The sequence below is a fragment of the Nocardioides sp. Soil805 genome (genome assembly GCF_001429625.1).
GTDB lineage: Bacteria > Actinomycetota > Actinomycetes > Propionibacteriales > Nocardioidaceae > Nocardioides.
This window is the reverse complement of sequence record NZ_LMSU01000002.1, coordinates 505,154-522,458: the sequence shown is the minus strand read 5'-3', so window position 1 is coordinate 522,458 and position 17,305 is coordinate 505,154. Positions and strand designations below refer to the sequence as shown.

18 protein-coding genes are annotated in these 17,305 nt (G+C 71.5%); 6 read left to right on the top strand and 12 right to left on the bottom strand.

From position 1 onward, the window contains the following. Window positions 1-53: 53 nt before the first annotated feature. Complete coding sequence (locus ASG94_RS13005; RefSeq protein ID WP_056926867.1) at window positions 54-1,592, bottom strand: sugar transferase; 1,539 nt, start codon at window positions 1,590-1,592, stop codon at window positions 54-56. Window positions 1,593-1,849: 257 nt separating this feature from the next. On the opposite strand from ASG94_RS13005, the gene ASG94_RS13000 reads away from it, so the two are divergent. The 3 genes from ASG94_RS13000 to ASG94_RS12990 are packed head-to-tail and all read left to right on the top strand — an operon-like array spanning window position 1,850 to window position 4,398. Then, complete coding sequence (locus ASG94_RS13000; protein WP_082624165.1) at window positions 1,850-3,337, top strand: nucleotidyltransferase family protein; 1,488 nt, start codon at window positions 1,850-1,852, stop codon at window positions 3,335-3,337. Window positions 3,338-3,346: 9 nt separating this feature from the next. Next, the gene (locus ASG94_RS12995) at window positions 3,347-4,135 is read left to right on the top strand and encodes a hypothetical protein (protein WP_156411573.1); all 789 of its coding nucleotides are present in this window, start codon (window positions 3,347-3,349) and stop codon (window positions 4,133-4,135) included. Continuing rightward, window positions 4,132-4,398: a hypothetical protein gene (locus ASG94_RS12990; protein WP_056926864.1), complete on the top strand. Its 267-nt coding sequence runs from the start codon at window positions 4,132-4,134 to the stop codon at window positions 4,396-4,398. The genes ASG94_RS12995 and ASG94_RS12990 overlap by 4 nt, the downstream gene beginning before the upstream one ends. A gap of 7 nt (window positions 4,399-4,405) precedes the next feature. On the opposite strand, the gene ASG94_RS12985 is transcribed toward ASG94_RS12990, so the two are convergent. Further along, complete coding sequence (locus ASG94_RS12985) at window positions 4,406-5,290, bottom strand: hypothetical protein (RefSeq protein WP_056926863.1); 885 nt, start codon at window positions 5,288-5,290, stop codon at window positions 4,406-4,408. A 220-nt stretch (window positions 5,291-5,510) separates the two neighbouring features. Further along, window positions 5,511-5,999, bottom strand: a complete 489-nt coding sequence (locus tag ASG94_RS12980; RefSeq protein WP_056926862.1) for a hypothetical protein — start codon at window positions 5,997-5,999, stop codon at window positions 5,511-5,513. Window positions 6,000-6,237: 238 nt separating this feature from the next. Here ASG94_RS12980 and ASG94_RS12975 point away from each other — a divergent pair, with 238 nt between their 5' ends. Beyond that, complete coding sequence (locus ASG94_RS12975) at window positions 6,238-7,644, top strand: polysaccharide biosynthesis tyrosine autokinase (RefSeq protein WP_056926861.1); 1,407 nt, start codon at window positions 6,238-6,240, stop codon at window positions 7,642-7,644. Here the strand turns inward: ASG94_RS12975 and ASG94_RS12970 are convergent, their stop codons facing one another. Next, complete coding sequence (locus ASG94_RS12970) at window positions 7,645-8,085, bottom strand: VanZ family protein (protein WP_162260813.1); 441 nt, start codon at window positions 8,083-8,085, stop codon at window positions 7,645-7,647. A gap of 293 nt (window positions 8,086-8,378) precedes the next feature. On the opposite strand from ASG94_RS12970, the gene ASG94_RS12965 reads away from it, so the two are divergent. After that, a complete protein-coding gene (locus tag ASG94_RS12965; protein ID WP_056926859.1) occupies window positions 8,379-9,776 on the top strand; it encodes a polysaccharide biosynthesis tyrosine autokinase in 1,398 nt (465 codons plus the stop codon). 6 nt (window positions 9,777-9,782) lie between these two features. Here ASG94_RS12965 and ASG94_RS12960 read toward each other — a convergent pair whose 3' ends face one another. The 8 genes from ASG94_RS12960 to ASG94_RS12925 form a co-directional block, all read right to left on the bottom strand. Next, window positions 9,783-11,267 carry a sensor histidine kinase gene (locus tag ASG94_RS12960; protein WP_056926858.1) on the bottom strand — a complete coding sequence of 495 codons (1,485 nt, stop codon included), beginning with the start codon at window positions 11,265-11,267 and terminating at the stop codon, window positions 9,783-9,785. Window positions 11,268-11,340: 73 nt separating this feature from the next. Further along, window positions 11,341-12,576 carry an iron-containing redox enzyme family protein gene (locus ASG94_RS12955; protein WP_156411572.1) on the bottom strand — a complete coding sequence of 412 codons (1,236 nt, stop codon included), beginning with the start codon at window positions 12,574-12,576 and terminating at the stop codon, window positions 11,341-11,343. Next, window positions 12,573-13,754, bottom strand: a complete 1,182-nt coding sequence (locus ASG94_RS12950; RefSeq protein WP_056926856.1) for a zinc-dependent alcohol dehydrogenase — start codon at window positions 13,752-13,754, stop codon at window positions 12,573-12,575. Before ASG94_RS12950 ends, ASG94_RS12955 begins: the two co-directional genes overlap by 4 nt. Before the next feature lie 202 nt (window positions 13,755-13,956). Continuing rightward, window positions 13,957-14,253, bottom strand: coding sequence for a DUF1416 domain-containing protein (locus ASG94_RS12945; protein WP_056926855.1), 297 nt, complete (start codon window positions 14,251-14,253; stop codon window positions 13,957-13,959). Next, window positions 14,253-15,101 (bottom strand): sulfurtransferase, encoded by an 849-nt coding sequence (locus ASG94_RS12940; protein WP_056926854.1) that lies wholly within the window; start codon window positions 15,099-15,101, stop codon window positions 14,253-14,255. Before ASG94_RS12940 ends, ASG94_RS12945 begins: the two co-directional genes overlap by 1 nt. Before the next feature lie 63 nt (window positions 15,102-15,164). Beyond that, window positions 15,165-15,644 carry a DUF4395 domain-containing protein gene (locus ASG94_RS12935; protein ID WP_056926853.1) on the bottom strand — a complete coding sequence of 160 codons (480 nt, stop codon included), beginning with the start codon at window positions 15,642-15,644 and terminating at the stop codon, window positions 15,165-15,167. Between the two features lie 275 nt (window positions 15,645-15,919). After that, the gene (locus ASG94_RS12930; RefSeq protein WP_056926852.1) at window positions 15,920-16,402 is read right to left on the bottom strand and encodes a thioredoxin family protein; all 483 of its coding nucleotides are present in this window, start codon (window positions 16,400-16,402) and stop codon (window positions 15,920-15,922) included. Window positions 16,403-16,468: 66 nt separating this feature from the next. Continuing rightward, window positions 16,469-16,759 carry a MerR family transcriptional regulator gene (locus ASG94_RS12925; protein WP_056926851.1) on the bottom strand — a complete coding sequence of 97 codons (291 nt, stop codon included), beginning with the start codon at window positions 16,757-16,759 and terminating at the stop codon, window positions 16,469-16,471. 110 nt (window positions 16,760-16,869) lie between these two features. On the opposite strand from ASG94_RS12925, the gene ASG94_RS12920 reads away from it, so the two are divergent. After that, window positions 16,870-17,295: an Hsp20/alpha crystallin family protein gene (locus ASG94_RS12920; RefSeq protein ID WP_056926850.1), complete on the top strand. Its 426-nt coding sequence runs from the start codon at window positions 16,870-16,872 to the stop codon at window positions 17,293-17,295. Window positions 17,296-17,305 lie beyond the last annotated feature (10 nt).

Genomic DNA, 17,305 nt, shown 5'->3' with positions numbered 1-17,305 from the left:
TGCCTACTTCCCGAGATGTGTCATGGGCACCGCCTAGTGTCCACGACGGTCCTTCAGTACGCCCCATCGGAGGCAACGACTGCGCGGACCGTCTTCCACAAGATCATGAGGTCGGCAGTCATCGACCAGTTCTCCACGTAGTGCACGTCCAAGCTGATCGCGTCCTCGAACGAGATGTCCGAGCGGCCCGAGACCTGCCACAGGCCGGTCATCCCCGGTCGCACGGTGAGCCGTCGGGTGGCGACGTGGTCGTACTGCTCGACCTCGAAGTCGCGCTGGGGCCGGGGCCCCACCAGGCTCATGTCTCCCCTGACGACGTTGAAGAGCTGGGGCAGCTCGTCGAGGGAGAAGCGCCGGATGAACGCGCCGACCCGGGTGACGCGCGGGTCCTGGGTGAGCTTGGGGAGCGCTGCGAGCGACTTCCCCTCAGCCGCGAGGAGGGCGGCGAGCTCGGCGTCGGCGCCCACCCGCATGGAGCGGAACTTGACCATGGCGAAGGACTCCCCGTCGCGGCCCACCCGGCTCTGGCGGTAGAAGACCGATCCGGAACTGGTCAGCTTGACGGCCAGTGCCACCGCGAGCAGGACGGGAGCCAGGGCCAGGAGGAGCACCAGTGCTCCGATGCGATCGAAGGCGGTCTTGCCGAGGCGAGCCGCGCCGGCGTACTGCGGCTCGGTGAGGTGCAGCATCGGCATGCCGGACACGTCGTGCAGCCTCAGTCGGGAGGACGACACGTCCAGGACGTTCGGCGAGAGCATCAGGTCGATACCGGTGCCCTCCAGTCGCCAGGTGAGCTCGCGCAGCGCCTCGTGGCCCAGGTGCTCGGTGTCGGTCACGACCACGGTCGTCGCCCGCGAGATGGCGAGCGCCTCCTCGAACGCGAGCCGCGTCGACATCACCGGCACCCGGCTCGACCCCAGCTTCAGCTCGTTGACGCGCGCCTCGTGGGCGTCGGGCACCCAGACGCCACTGACCCGGAACCCCGCTGCCGCGTGCTTGGCGAACCAGCCGGCGAGCTGGCTGGCCGAACCCGACCCGCCGACGACCATGACGTTGACCATGGCGTCGCCCTTGAGCCGGCGTCGACGCAGGTGGACACGGGCGATCTTGCGGCCGAGCAGGAGGCCACCCAGCCCGAGGGGGAAGGCGATGGCGAGGTAGAGCCGTGACGAGTCCACCTTGAAGGCCACGGACAGCATCGCGAGCACCGCGAACGCCCGGAACGTGGCGACGACGATGCGGCGGTACTCCTCGGCCCCGTGTCCAACCACGTGGGGGTTGCGCGCCTGGTGCACCTGCAACGAGATCCACCAACCGACCGCCAACGCGATCCCGACGACGGGGTAGGAGACCGCAATGCCCTGGACCCGGGACTCGGGAGCGCCCGTCGGTCCGAAGCGGACGAGCTGCGCCCCGGCCACGGCGACCACCAGCACCGCCGTGTCGACCAGCAGGAGGACCCGCGCGTAGCTGTCGCGCCAGCCGTCCACCGCGAGCGAGTCGGCCGAACGGCGCTCGGCGAGGCGGAGCCGGGCGACCGGCTGGAACGACCTCGCCGGAGCGATCTCCCCCAGGTGGCTGACGTGCGACATTCATCCTCCACGGATGACTCCTGTCCAGGTGCCCCACGCACCGGGTCCAGCGCCGGCGGTGACCCGGCATCGTGCACGCTAGGAGGCGGAGCCTCGTCGTCGTCGTGGCTTTAACAACTTGTTCCCCTCGTGCGGCGAACTTGGGTAGAAGGGACCACGGCGCCCGGCCGGCGGATCGACACCGTCGTGCCCACGGGAGTCCCGGTCCTCCCCTACCCTCGAGCCATGCTCCCTGACCCGGTCCGTCACGCCGATCGATGAGGGTCCGTCGCGGAGCCCTGGAGATGGTCCGGGACGAGGACGGCACGTCGACCGTCCTCGTCGACGGCCAGGTCATCGCGCTCTCGGAGGTCGCCGCCGCCATCCTGGAGGCCACGCCCCTCGACGGCGCGGTGAGTCTCGAGCAGCTCACCGACGCCGTGGTCGCCTCCGTGGGCAGGCCGCCTGCGCCGCTCGAGGCCCTGGACGTGGTCCAGCACCAGGTGCACGACCTGGTGGCACACCGTCTGCTGGTCACCGACGAGGCGACGGCGGGCGCACCGGTCACCGCCGCCTCGGTGGCGGCACTGCGCAGCTGCCTGCGCCACGTGATGTCTCCCTCGCCGGACCGGTGGTCCCTGCCGGACGGCGTCTCGGGCACCCAGCTGCTCGCCGCGAGCGAGCGGCACCGCGTGACACCGACGCTCGCCAGGTCGTCGGACCGCCTCGCCCTACCGGCTGCCTCGGCAGCAGGGCTTGCGGCGGTCGACCGGCAGCAGAGCGCGACGGTCGACCTGCTCGCCCACGACCTCGCACGCGTGCTCGACCGGCTCGACCACGCCGGGATCAGGTGCATCTGCTTCAAGGGGCTGCCCCTCGCGGTCCAGGCCCACGGTGACGTCGCCGCCCGCGGCACCGGCGACCTCGACCTGCTCGTGCCTCCCGCAGACCTCGAGCGGGCGCACCGGGTGCTGGTCGCCGCCGGGTGGTCGCCCGCCGGGGGCTACCCCTCGCCGGGGTCGAGCTGGGCCTGGCGCCACTTCGTCCGCACCAACAACGAGCTCGCGCTCGTGTCCCCGACCAGCATGGTCGACCTGCACTGGCACCTCGGCCCGGCACGCTCCGCCTTCCCGGACTTCGACACGCTGTGGGCCCGCAGGGCCTGGGTGGACGTGCTCGGTCGTGAGGTCCCGACCCTGTCGCCGTACGACGCGCTGGCCCACTCGGCGTCGCACGCCGCCAAGGACGGCTGGCACTGGATGAGGGGGATCGTCGACGTGCACCGTCTCATCGCCGACCCCCGCACCTGGGACGGCGTCGATCGCCCGTTGCACCAGGACCAGCTGCTGACCGTCGGCCTGGCCGTCCGCATGCTCGGCATGCCTCGCCACGCCCCGCCCGTCCTTGCCGAGGCCGCCGAGCAGGCGGCCCGGGTCTGGGACGCCACGATGCGCCGGCAGGCCACCGGAGCGGCGACGCACCAGCCCACCCGCGTTCCCGGACTGGCGCTGGTCCGCGGGGTGCGAGCGCTCCGCTGGGCCGGTGCGAGCAGGGCCGACCTGTGGCACCACCTGTCGCACAGCGCGTTGCCGGAGTGGCTCACCTACCAGGAGGCGTCACCCCACGCGGCCGTGGTCGTCCCCCGCGTGCTGGGCCGGCGTGCGACGGCATTCCTCCAGAGGGCGCGGGCGGCCCGGGCGGGCGAGCCGTCCGACGGGCACTCCCCTCCCCGCGATCCTCGGGACACCGCGGCACGCCTCTCGTAGGGTGACCGCGTGCCGGTCCCAGACGAAGAGCGAGTCACCCGACTGGTGGTGAGGGGCCTCGGGGTCGACGTCGCTCTCGAGGTCGTCGGAGCCGAGCTCGCGCAGGCCGTGCACAGCGCGTGGCGTGACGCGGTCTCCCCCGAGGTCCGGGGCACCCCCATCACCCTGCGCGTGGCGGTCGGACCGGCGACCGCCGGTGACGTCACCGGTGCGACGCTCGGCGAGGTGCTCCACTACCTCTCCCCCGTGGTGACCACGCGCATGATCGACCGCCGGGCCGGCGAGCTGGTCATGCTGCACGCGGCGGCGCTGGCCGACCCCGTCACCGGGGCGACCGCAGTCCTGGTGGCGCCCTCGGGGACCGGCAAGACCACCGCCGCCGCGACCCTTGGCCGGTCGATGGTCTACCTGTCCGACGAGACGTCGGCGATCACTGCCGAGGGACACGTCCTGCCCTACCGCAAGCCGCTGTCGGTGATCGAGGGCGGTCACCTCAAGACGCAACGCTCACCCAGCGAGCTGGGGCTGTTGACGACGGACACCGAGGCCCGCCTGGCGGCACTCCTCGTGATCGAGAGGCGTGTCGACCACGAGGGCGAGCCCCGGGTCGACCCGCTCGCGCTGGTGGACGCGCTGGCGGCGCTGACGCCCGAGAACTCCTACCTGGCCCGGCTCGAGCGACCACTGCACCGGCTCGCCGACCTGGTCGACCTGGCCGGCGGCGCCCACCGGGTCACTTACCGCGAGTCCGCGGACCTGTCACCGCTCCTGTCCCGACTCCTGGGAGCCCGGCGGTGAGGGTACGACGCGGCGAGCTGCTCGACGCACTGGTGGCGGACGGTCGCGCGGCAGTCTTCGTACGGGGACAGGTCGTCGTGCTCTCCGAGATGGCCACGGTCATCCTGACGGCCACGCCGGTGACGGGCAGCACGACCCTCGAGCAGCTCACGGCGACGGTCGTGGATGAGTTCGGACCGCCGGCCCCACCGCTCGACGCCCTCGAGCTGACCCGGGCCCAGGTCGTGGAGCTCGTCGAGCACCACGTCCTGGACGCCGGGTGAGGGTTGCTCAGTAGCCGACGTTGAGGAGCTGGGTGACCTGGCTCGTGCCGGACTTGACGATCACGCCCAGCGACCCGGCCGAGTTGTCGGTGTTGACGAAGTCCGCCGTGATGTCCATGGTCGCGCCGGGCGCCAGGCTCCAGCCGCTGACGGTCTGGTTGGCGGTGCTGGAGAGCGCTGCCAGCAGGCCGGCCACGGTCGTGGTCCAGGTGCGTCCCGCCGTGGTCACCGTCAGGGCGGTGGCCGGGCTCTTGGCGGTGTCGCCGGACCAGGCGAAGTCCAGGTTGAGCTGCTCGATGGTCTGGGTCGACGAGGTGTTGGTCAGCCGCAGCTTCCACTCGACGTGCTTGATGCTGGGCTTGACCGAGTCGCTGTACTTGCGCGCCGTACCGGTCGCGACGATGCCGGCCGCGGGGGCGACGTACGCGAGCGGGATGGTGACCGAGGCGGTCCCGGAGACGGTCCAGGCGAATCCGATCGTCGAGGTCACGGTCGAGGTCGGGTTGCCGACCAGCGTCACCACGGGGTTGAAGGGCGTGGCGGTGTTGGCCAGCGCGGTGCCGTTGTAGGTGAAGGTGGCGGTGCTCCCGGACATCCCGCTGAACGTCCAGCCGTCCGGCGTGGTGATCGACTCGATCGTGCCCGTGTCGACGGTGACCGTGGCCGTCAGGCCCGTGATCGCCAGGTTGTCCGGCGTCAGGACGGACTTGAGCGTGAGCACCCGGCCGTCGCGGGTGGAGCCGCTGGTGCTGGCGGTGGCGGTCGGCGTGGCGATCTCGGAGCCGGTCGCGAAGGCCGGGGCGGCCACGGCGATGGACACGGCGGGAGCGGTCCAGGCAGCGGTGCGCAGGACGGTACGGCGGGTGGGTGCGAGGCGGGGCTGCGTGCTCATGGGTGGGTCCCTCGTGATCGAAGTCGACGTGGCAGGTGGTCCCGAGGCCTTGAGTAGACCGTCGTGACCACCTGCCGATCGCCGGTGTGGAGCACCCGTGCACGCTCGTGCACCGTCCTGTGCACGCCCCGTCGAGGACTGGTCCAGACCGCGGGCCACCTGCGTTACTCACGGGTGGATCGAGCGCCACACCCTGCCCGTGGCACTCCCACCCGGCCCGTCACGGCAGGCTGGCGTCCTTGGCGTACGTCCCGGACGTCGTCACGCCCTGGGTGTTGCCCGCCCAGGTGAAGGTGACGCTGACGCTGACGCTGTCGAAGGACGTGTTGTCGAGGTTGATCCGCGGGCTGAAGGAGATGTCACCCCTGTCGAGCGCGGCCGCCGTGAAGGTGGCCGATGCGACGCCGTGTCCGGATGTCGCCCACGGGGCGCTGACCGTCGTCGACGTGACACGGGTGTCGTTGGCCCCCACGTAGCTGAGCGTGACGACGGCGGAGACCCCGGTGAGCGCCTGGTCCGTCGTCAGGGTGGTGGTCAACCGGAGGACCGTGCCTTGCCGGACGATCGTGAGCGGACCGGCGGTGCCGCACGGCGTGCCGGGCGAGCATGCGAGGGCGGGTGCCGCCACGGCGATGGTGACGGCCGGCGCGGTCCACGCCGCGGCTCGCAGGACGGTGCGTCGTGTCGGAGCTGCTGAGAAGTGAGTCATGGTGTAGTCCCCCCGGACTGGTCGGTGATCTGGTCCCCGAGGGCTCCGAGTAGACCTCCGCGGGACGCCTCGGAGCCGCCTGTGGGCGATCCGTGCCTGCCGCGAGACCGACCTGTGCACGTGCCGTGGTTTTTCGGTCTGGTCCAGTAACGGAGTCCCCGAAGCCCCGCGCAGGACCCGGCGTCGCACCTAGACTCGCGGCGGGCGATCGCCCTCTTCCGACCACAGGGACGACTCGATGGAACTGGCCGACTACCTGCGCATCCTGCGCAACCACTGGCTCGCCATGACGGCGATGGTGATCGTGGCGGCGGCGCTCGCGTTCGGCTGGAGCAGCCTCCAGCCCAAGGTCTATGCCGCGAGCTCGTCCGGCTTCGTGACGTCCGGCGTGGGCGGCGACCCGGGCCTCGACAACCTCAACGACACCCTGTCCAAGTCGCGCGCGGCGTCATACGTCGTGCTGGCCAAGGACCGGGAGACCGCGTCCATCGTCATCGACGACCTGGGGCTCGACGTGGCCCCCGAGGCGCTGGTCGGCAACATCGAGGCCAGCCAGACGCCCGAGACCGTGATCATCCAGATCACTGCCCGGGCCGGCACGCCCAATGACGCCCAGGAGCTCGCCGATGCGTGGGTGGGGGCCCTGGCACAGCGCGTCTCCGACATCGAGTCGGGCAAGAGCGACCAGGGCATGCGGATCGAGGTCTCCGAGTCGGCCCAGCTGCCGACGAGCCCCATCTCGCCCCGGGTCGAGCGCAACGTCCTCATCGGCGCCCTCCTCGGAGCCCTCCTCGGCGCCGGCTACGCCGTCGCTCGCACGCTCCTCGACCGCCGGCTGCGCTCCACCGAGGACGTCGAGCGCGCCTCCAAGCTCGCCGTCGTCGGCTCGGTGCCCGACCTGGGCAAGCACGAGCACCTGTTCGTCACGGCGTCAGGCGTCGGCACCGCCGCCCAGGCGGCAGAGGCCATTCGCCGGCTGCGGACCAACCTCTCCTACATGGACGTCGACAACCCGCCGCGCGCCATCGTCGTCACGAGCCCCAAGCAGGGCGACGGCAAGTCGACCCTGGCGGCCAACCTCGCCGCGGCCATCGCCCTGTCGGGCCAGGGCGTCACCCTCGTCGACTGCGACCTGCGGCGTCCCAACGTGTCACGCACCCTCGGCCTCGACGACACCGTCGGCCTCACCGACGTGCTCGCCGGCCGGGTCGAGCTCGCGGACGCGGTGCAGGAGCACCCCGAGATCGCCGGCCTGACCGTGCTGACCGCCGGCAGCCGCCCACCCAACCCCAGCGAGATCCTCGGCTCGCAGGCCATGCGGTCCGTCGTCGCCGAGCTGGCCTCCCGCGGCATGGTCATCCTGGACGCCCCGCCGCTGCTGCCGGTCACGGACGCCGCGATCGTGGCCCACAGCACCGACGGCGCCCTCGTCACGGTGAGCGCCGGTCGCACCCTCGACACCGAGCTGACCTCGGCCATCGAGCACCTCCACGCCGTGCACGCGCGGCCGCTCGGCGTCATCCTCAACCGCGTCTCGCGACGCAACGTGGGGGCAGGCAACTACGCCCACTACGGATACGCGCCGGACGACTACGTCGACACCACAGCCGCCACCGGGACGCGCAAGCGGTCCGCGCGCTCCTGATCAGTCGGAGCGGTCCCCCCGACCGGTCGCGCGACGCAGCGCGACCACGAGAACGGCCCCCAGACAGCATCCGCCGGTGTTGGCCACGATGTCGGAGAAGGACCCGTCGCGTGCGGGCAGCAGCAGTCCCTGGACCAGCTCGACCGCGCTGAAGACCAGGAACGCCCAGGCGGTCCAGTCCCGCCAGCTCGGCCGGGGCCACACGAGCGAGGCGAGGACGGTCAGCGGAGCCGTCAGCGCGAGGTTCAGCAGCACCTCGATGACGTGGTCGGTCGGCTGGGGCGGTGCGCCGGCGGCCACGGCCCGCTCGATCAGCTCCGCCAGGACCCTGTTGGGCGCGGGGGCGCTCGGGGCGAGCACCACGGTGACCAGGGCGACCACGTACGCCACAAGGACGACGCCCCAGGCCGCGCGGCGTACGTCGAGGCCCACTCGTGGCACCCGACCCGGACCGGAGGTCCCGTCGAGAGGGACAGAGCCCGCCGGGGGCCGTTGCGGTGGACCGTCGCCCCACTCGTCCATCAGACCCCCTCTCCCTGGCCGTGACTCTAGACAGCCCTCCGTCACTGGCCTCGCTGTGGCGCCACACGACTCCCACGCGCGGCACGCACGGAGTCGCACGCGACAGGCCGGGGCGGCTTCCGGCGAGGAGCGCCCGAACTGAGCTGGGAGGGCACACCTCACCTAGACTCGAACGAGGCAGCCCGCCCGCCTCCCACCACAAGGACGACTCCATGGATCTGGCCGACTACCTACGCGTGCTGCGCGACCACTGGATCGCAATCACCGCGACGACGATCGCCTGTGCCGTCGCCGCCTTCGTCTACAGCAGCGTGCAGCCCCAGGTATATGTCGCCACGACTTCCGGCTTCGTCACCTCCGGCCCGGGCGGTGACCCGAACCTGGACAACATCAACGACGTGCTGGGCAAGTCCCGCGCCGCCTCCTACGTTGGTCTCGCGAAGGATCGCGAAACGGCGTCCCTGGTCATCGAGGATCTTGATCTCGACACCACTCCCGAAGCCCTTGTCGGCAACATCGATGCTGCGCAGACGCCCGAGACGGTACTGGTCAACGTCAGCGCTCGCGCCTCGACGCCAGATGGCGCAAAGGAGCTCGCCGACGCGTGGATCTCGGCGCTGGCGGAGCGGGTCTCCGACGTCGAGTCGGGCGGGGACAACGATGGTCTGCGGCTAGAAGTCTCCGACTCCGCACTTCTCCCCAGCAGCCCCGTTTCTCCCAACGTCGCGCGAACCGTCCTCCTCGGCGCACTACTGGGCGCCATCCTCGGTATTGCCTACGCCTTCGTTCGCACTCTGCTTGACCGCCGGCTGCGTTCACTGGAGCGGGTCGAGAGCACGTCCGGGGTGGCGGTCGTCGGCTCCCTGCCTGAGCTCGATGGAGCCAGTGGGCTCTTTGTCACCGCACAAGGTGCAGACCTCTCAGCACAGGCCGCGGAAGAGGTGCGCAGGATGCGGACGAACCTGTCGTACATGGACGCGGAGGGCCAGCCACGGTCCGTAGTCGTCACCAGCGCGAATCATGGCGATGGCAAGACAACCGTCGCTCTGAACCTCGCTGCAGCCATCGCACTGACCGGCCAGCGTGTCACCGTCATCGACGCCGACCTACGTGGTTCTGGCGACGACCTCGCCCACTCCCGCGGTCTCGACGACGGCGACGGCCTCACTGAGGTGCTGACAGATCGCGCGAGGCTGGACACTGTCCTCCGCAAGGATCCGGACATCGCGGGCCTGAGCGTGCTGACCGCGGGTCACCGACCGTCGAATCCCAGCGAGATCCTCGGGTCCGACGCGATGCGCTCACTCATAGCGGAGCTCTCCGGTCGCGGCATGGTGATCATCGACGCCCCACCTCTCCTGCCCGTGACGGATGCCGCCATCGTCGCCCACCTCACCGATGGGGCGCTGGTGGTCGTGAGTGCCGGAGGCACCCGAGACGACGAGCTCAAGACGGCGATCGAGCACCTCCACGCGGTCCGCGCCCGGCCCCTCGGGATCGTCCTCAACCAGATCCCGCGGCGCACCGCGCGGGTCCGGGGTGCCGCCCGTCGCCAGGAGACACCGCCGGTCACGAGCGACCACGAGGACAAGCATGTCGCGTCGGCCTGACGACCCTCAGTCGTCGCCCGCGGCGACGTACGGGATCCAGGCGGTGAAGGTGCTGCCCACCCCCACCTCGCTCTCGACGCGCACGCCTCCCCCGCAGCCCTCGGTGATGGAGCGGACGATGCTGAGCCCGAGGCCGGTTCCGGGCGTGAGCCGGACCCGCTCGGTGTCGGCGCGGTAGAAGCGCGAGAAGAGGCGCTCGAGGTCGTCGGGGGCGATGCCGATGCCGTTGTCCGACACCTGCACCTCCAGACGGTCCTCGTCCACCGGCAGCCGGACCAGCACCTCGCCACCGGCGTCGGTGTACTTGATGCCGTTGGACAGCAGGTTGTCGACGACCTGGCGCAGCCGCTGCGGGTCGAAGAGCGCGACGCGCGAGTCCGGCAGGTCGACGGACAGGGAGATCTTGCCCGCCCTCGCCAACGGCCGGGCCGCCTCGACGGCCTCGCGCACGATCCCCGCCGCGTCGGCCGCCACCCGGACGACCTGGAGGGACGCGTCGGCCTCCTGCGCGACGTACAGCAGGTCGGAGACGAGCATCTGCAGCCGCGCGGCGTTGCGGTCGACGACGGCCAGCTGTGCCCGCACGTCGGCGGGCAGGTCCTCGCGCCCGGCCAGCATCTCGAGGTGGCCCAGCACCGAGGTGAGCGGCGTGCGCAGCTCGTGGGACACCGAGGCGACGAACTCGTCCTTGACCGCCAGGGCCCGCATGTAGTCGGTGACGTCCTTGTAGGCCAGCGCCGCGCCGGTCAGGGTGCCGTCGGGTCGCCGGGTGGAACGCGCCGAGACCGACAGCGCCCGCCGGGTCGCGGGGTCCGAGCCCACCCACAGCCGCACGTCGTCGAACTCGTCGCCCATGGTGGCGCGGTACGACGGGAGGTCCTGGCGGGCCATCAGGGTCTCCCCGTCCGCCTCGTAGACCTCCCCCCTCTGGCCGGCCATCCCGTGGTGGCCCTCCGGGTAGGCCAGCGCCATGAAGTCGTGGTGGCGCCGGTTGACCCGCTCGTAGCGGCCCGACCGGTCCACGAGCACCAGTCCCACGTCGACGGCGTCGTAGATGGCCGCCACGGACCGCGACTGCTTCTCGATCGTGGCGTTGGCCTCCGCGATGTGCTGGGCGGCCTCGCGCTGCTCGCTCACGTCGAGGATCTGGGAGATGAAGTACAGCGGGGTGCCGTCGTCGTCGCGCAGCAGCGCCACCGACAGGTCGCCCCACAGCAGCGAGCCGTCCTTGCGGACGTACCTCTTGCTCAGCCGGTACGACGACCGCTCACCCGCCAGCACGTCGGCGACGACGTCGACGTCGGAGGCCAGGTCCTCGGGATGGGTGATGTCCTGCCACGACGTCCGCAGCAGCTCCGCGCGGTCGTAGCCGAGCATCCCGCAGGCGGCGTCGTTGACCGCCAGCATCTCGCCCGCCGGCGACACCAGCATCATGCCGACCGGCGAGTGCTGCATCGCCAGCCTCAGCAAGCTGTCGCCGATCTGATCCATCTGCTCCCGCCCTTCGCCGAGCGGCAACTCTAGTGCGGCCCGGTCTCGCGCGAATCCCCCGTGGGGCACCGTGTCAGCTCTTGACCTTGTGCGTCCCGTCGCACCACGGCTGCTGCGCCGATCCGCCGCAGCGACACACCGCGGTGACGGGCCGGGTGAGCGTGTGCACCTGACCGTCCCCTCCGACCCACTCGTCCGCGCCGCGCACCAGCACCGGTCCGTCGGGACAGACCTGCAACCGGGGCGTGCCTCCCCGCGGATGTCCGGGCGGCGCCGGCAGCAGGGCGCTGCGGTCCTCGGCCCACGCGGCCAGCACCACGTCGGCCATCTGGTCGTCGAGCCAGGCCCCGCCCAACGCCCCGAGGAGCACCTGCTCGGCCCGGTCGGCGTCCCCGTCGACGAACGGCGCGCACATCGAGCGCACCGCGATCTGGTCGTGGATGGCGTCGGCCGTGACGTGCTCGTCGAAGTAGTCCGCCACCTCCTCGGGCAGTCCCAGCCGCCGGGCAGCGGCGGCGTACATCCCGTGCGGCAGCGAGCTCGTCGCCTCGTACATCGCGAGGTGCCCCAGCGTGGCGCCCAGCAGCCGACGCTGCAGCCCGCACACGGCCATGAAGTTGTTGACCGCCAGCACGACAGCCGGCACCCGGTCGACGTGGGCGGCGTACGTCGCGTCCACGCCGCTCGCCTCCATCGCCTGAGCGAAGAGCGTCGCGTGCTGCCGGGCCGGGTCGCCCGAGCCGTACTCGTCGTACTGGATCTCGGTCAGCGCGACCTTGACGGCACCGTGGGCGCGCGGGATCGCCCACGAGTGCGCGTCGCCCTCCTTGAGCTGGTAGACCGACTTGAGGGCCAGCAGCTCGCGCCACTGCTCCAGCGTGGCGCGGCGCCGCACGTGGCGGGCCAGCGTCGAGCCGCTGCCGTCACCGACGAGCGCGAAGAAGGTGTCCGCCGGTTCGCGCACCATCGCCGGGACCTGGTCGTCGATCGCGGTGGCCACCTCGGCGTGCACGACCTCCTCGAGCCGGCGCCCCAGCACCGCGCGGATGCGGGCGAGCTCGGGGTGCCACTCCCACGCGTCGTCGACCCCCGCGAAGCCGCGGTGGTGCAGCTCGAGCAGCATCCACAGCGCGAGCTGGGCGTCCTCGTCGTGCACGTATCCCGCCGCGTCGTCGAGGGCGGCCAGCGCGTCCTCCACGTCCGGCGCGAGGTGCACGACCCGGGGGCGCCGGACCAGCGTCGCGGCCACTGCCCCCGAGATCGCGCCGCGCGGCTGCGGGAGCCAGGCGCGTACGTCCACCCCGCTCACGGCTTGAGGACCACCTTGAGGCAGTCGTCGGCCTTGTCGCGGAACATCTGGTACGCCGCCGGCGCCTCCGCCAGGGGCAGCCGGTGGGTCGCGAGGGTCTCGAGGCCCAGCGGGTCGCCGTCCTCCATCACCACCGGCACGATGTCGTCGATCCACCGCTTCACGTGGCACTGGCCCATCCGCAGGCTGATGCCCTTGTCGAACATCTCCATCATCGGGAACGGGTCGCTCATCCCGCCGTAGACGCCGGAGATCGACACCGTGCCGCCGCGGCGTACCGACGAGATGGCGGCCCGCAGGGCGCCCAGCCGGTCGATGCCGACGGTCTTCATCAGCGGCTTGGCCACGGCGTCGGGCAGGAGCCCGACGGACTTGATCGCGGTCTCGGCGATGGGGGTCCCGTGGGCCTCCATGCCGACCGCGTCGAGGGTGCCGTCCGCGCCGCGGCCACCGGTGAGGTCCTTGACGGCGGCGGCGACCTCCTCGGGCTTGGTGGCCTCGACGATCTCGACGCCGCGCTGACGGGCCACGCCCGCGCGGAACGGATCGGGGTCCACGGCCAGCACGCGGATGCCGCGGTGCTGGGCGATCCGGGTCGCGAGCTGGCCGACCGGGCCGAGGCCCATGACGAGCAGGGTGTCGCCCTCGCTCACCTCGGCGTACTCCACGCCCTGCCACGCGGTCGGCAGGATGTCGGAGAGGTAGAGGAAGCGCTCGTCGGCCACTCCCTCGGGAACCTTGATCGGGCCGAAGTGCGCCTGCGGCACGCGGAGGTACTCGGCCTGGCCACCGGGCACCGAGCCGTAGAGCTCGGTGTAGCCGAAGAGGGCGGCACCCTTGTCCTGGGCGCGGACCTGGGTGGTCTCGCAGGCGGCCATCAGGCCGCGCTCGCACATCCAGCAGTGTCCGCAGGAGATGTTGAACGGGATGACCACGCGGTCACCCTCGGCGATGTGCGTGACGTCGGGGCCGACCGCCTCGACGATGCCCATCGTCTCGTGGCCGAGCACGTCTCCCTGCGAGAGGAACGGGCCCAGCGGGTCATAGAGGTGGAGGTCGGATCCGCAGATCGCCGTGGAGGTGACCTTGATGACCGCGTCCGTCGGCTCCTCGATCATGGGGTCCGGGACGTCGATGACGCGGACGTCGCGCTTGCCTTGCCAGGTGAGTGCCTTCATCACTCCACGCTCGCAGCGGCTCCACCAGGCCGTCAGACCCGCAGGGGTGGCGAGGCGTTCGTCACGTCCGTCGGGGTGGTCCCGGCGTCCTCGGGTGCCGCTCGTGCGATCACCGGCTGACCGGTGATCCGGTGGGTTCGCGCACACTGCAGTGAACGCGAACCCACCGCAACGCGCGACAACGTCGCCCGGACCGGCCCGGTCAGATCGCGACCGCGACCTCCGCGACCGAGCCGGTGGCCGCGACGACCCGGGTGTCGACCGGGTCGGCCTTCGGGGCCAGGGTGCGCAGCGTCCACTCGCCGTCACCGGCGAAGAACCTGAAGTGCCCCGTGGCACTCGTCGGGACCTCGGCGGTGAACTCGCCGCTGCCGTCGAGCAGCCGGACGTAGGCGTTGGGGACGGGCTCGGCCCCGCGCAGCACCTGGCCCTGGATCACGGCCTCCTTGGCGACGTTGACGCCGTCGAGCGACAGCCCGCCCTCGGTGGCGCCGCACATCAGGCGTCACCCGGCTCGTCGCCGAGGGCGACAGGCACACCGACGAGGGAGCCGTACTCGGTCCACGAGCCGTCGTAGTTCTTGACGTTCTCCTGGCCCAGCAGCTCCTTGAGGACGAACCAGGTGTGCGAGGAGCGCTCGCCGATGCGGCAGTAGGCGATGGTGTCCTTGCTCCAGTCGACGCCGGCCTCGGAGTAGATCTCCTTGAGCTCGTCGTCCGACTTGAAGGTGCCGTCGTCGTTGGCCGCCTTGCTCCACGGCACGCTCGCCGCGGTGGGGATGTGGCCGGCGCGCTGGGCCTGCTCCTGCGGGAGGTGGGCCGGGGCGAGCAGCCGACCGGCGTACTCGTCGGGGCTGCGCACGTCGACGAGGTTCTGCGTGCCGATCGCGGCGACGACCTCGTCGCGGAAGGCGCGGATCGACGAGTCCTGCGCGGTTGCGGTGTACGACGTCTCGGCGCGGGTCGGCTTCTCGTCGGTCAGCTCGCGGGAGTCGAGCTCCCACTTCTTGCGGCCGCCGTCGAGGAGCTTCACGTCCTGGTGGCCGTAGAGCTTGAAGTACCAGTAGGCGTAGGCGGCGAACCAGTTGTTGTTGCCGCCGTACAGCACCACGGTGTCGTCGTTGCTGACGCCGCGCGAGGACAGCAGGGCCTCGAACTGCTCCTTGTTCACGAAGTCGCGACGGACCTGGTCCTGGAGGTCGGTGGTCCAGTCGAGCTTGATGGCTCCCCGGATGTGGCCCTTGTCGTACGACGTGGTGTCCTCGTCGACCTCGACGAGGACGACGCCGTCGGTGTCGAGGTTGTCCTCGACCCACTGGGCGGTGACGAGCGAAGACTCGCGGCTCATGTGATTGCTCCCTTGCTGTGTGTGATCTGTGGGTGTGTGGCGGTGTCGTGCGGGTGTGCGGAGTCAGCCGGCTGCGCGCAGGCGGGCGCCGACCAGGTAGAGCTCGCAGCCCAGGCAGAACGCGAAGAGCGCGTTCAGCAGGGCGGCGACGAGGGCGAGGCCCACGGCGACCTGGCCGACGACCGTGGCGCCGGCCAGCAGGGCGACGAGGCCGACCAGCGCGAAGGCGAGCCCGACCCCCTGCGCGAAGCGTGGCGGTGCCGGGTCCTCGAGCTCGGCGGGCGGAGCCAGGCGCGGCCGGACCACGGTGCGGAACAGCCACGCGTGCGGGGTGCGCTGCACCCCGGCGACCGCACCGATGGCGAAGAACACCGCCTGCACGGCGAGCAGCGCGACACCGGCCGGGTGTGGCGCCAGCAGCAGCACGGCGGCGAGCACCACCGCGGTGAGCGCGGCGGTGAGCTGAGGACCGCGCGGGTCGATCCCGGCCGGGGTGTCGGTCGGGGTGGCGGCGCCGGTGGCGCGCTCATGGATCGTGGACATGTCTCTCCTGCGGGGAAGGCCGGACGGGCTCGTCTCGGGTCCGGATCGGCACCCACTTTAGTCCACAAACACAATAGACTTAGGGCAGAGTGATCGACGGACCCGTCAGGACATTCGACACAGCGACGAGCGCACGCGGCAGTGATCCACTGCGCGTCGCTTGGTCAGCCAGGTCGAGGACATGATGTGGACTCTAGGGATCTGGGGCGCCGCTTCATTCCCGCGTCTCGACATGCGGATGGTCGTTCCAGAGTGTGGACAGGCGGATCCGGTCGTCACTCCACCGTGGCGAGGGCCGCGAGCACCTGTTCCTTGCGCGGCGCGCCTGCGGCCCGGGTGACCTCGGTCCCGTCGGCCGCGAGCACGATCGTGGTCGGGGTGCGGAGCACACCGAGGCGACGCACGGCCTCGAGGTGGTGCTCGGCGTCGACCTCGACGTGGGCCACCCCGGGCACGACCCCGGCCACGTCGGCCAGGACCCGTCGGGTGGCGCGGCACGGGGCGCAGAAGGCACTGGAGAACTGGAGCAGCGTGGCCCGCTCCCCCAGCGTCTCGCCCACCTCGGCGACCAGGACCGCCCCGGGCGGGGTCTCGACGGCCTCGGCCTCGCGATCGGCCGGCACGGCGCCCGACCCGGCCGCCTCGCCGGCGCGGACCCGGTGGGTGCCGCGGAACCGGCCGTCGGTCGCCGCCCGCCACAGGCCGACGGCCAACGCCAGGACGACGGCGGCGACGAGGATCCAGGCACCGGTGCTCATGCAGGGCGCAACCGACCGGCGCTCGCGGTTGTTCCTCCCGGAGCGCTCGACCACCGGCGAGGCGCCTCAGGCCCGCCGGGCGTCGCGCAAGCGGAGTACCTCCTGGCGCAGGCGGGCGTTCTCCGCCTCCAGCTGCAGCACCGCCGCGATCCCGGCGAGGTTGAGCCCGAGGTCGAGCAGGTCGCGGATCCGGCTCAGCCGGTCGACGTCGTCGCGGCTGTAGAGCCGCGTGCCGCCCGCCGTCCGGTCGGGATCGACGAGGCCCTTGCGCTCGTAGACGCGGAGGTTCTGCACGTTGGTGCCGGCCATCTCGGCGGCCACCGAGATCGCGAAGACACCCACCGTCGGACCGGTCATCGGCTCCTCCTCGGACGGACTTGAAAACTCCCGGGATCGCGCGCTATACAAAACCTGTAACCAACGATACAGGTCACCGGACCGGTGACCACGTCCCCCGGGAGGAGATCATGTTGATCCGCACCACCGACCCGTTCCGTGACTTCGACCGCCTCACCCAGCAGCTGCTCGGCACGACCAACCGCCCGGCCGTCATGCCGATGGACGCCTGGCGGGAGGGCGACACCTTCACCATCGAGTTCGACCTGCCGGGCGTCGCGCCGGACTCCATCGACCTCGACGTGGAGCGCAACGTCCTCACCGTCCGGGCCGAGAGGGTGGCCCGCAACGGCGACTGGGAGCTGCTCGCCTCCGAGCGGCCGCGCGGGATGTTCAGCCGCCAGCTGGTCCTCGGCGACAACCTCGACCTCGACCGTATCGAGGCGTCGTACGACGGCGGGGTCCTGCGCCTGCGCGTCCCGGTGGCCGAGAAGGCCAAGCCGCGCAAGATCGAGGTGACGAGCGGCCACGGCGACCGCACCGCGATCGAGGCCTGACGACGCAGGA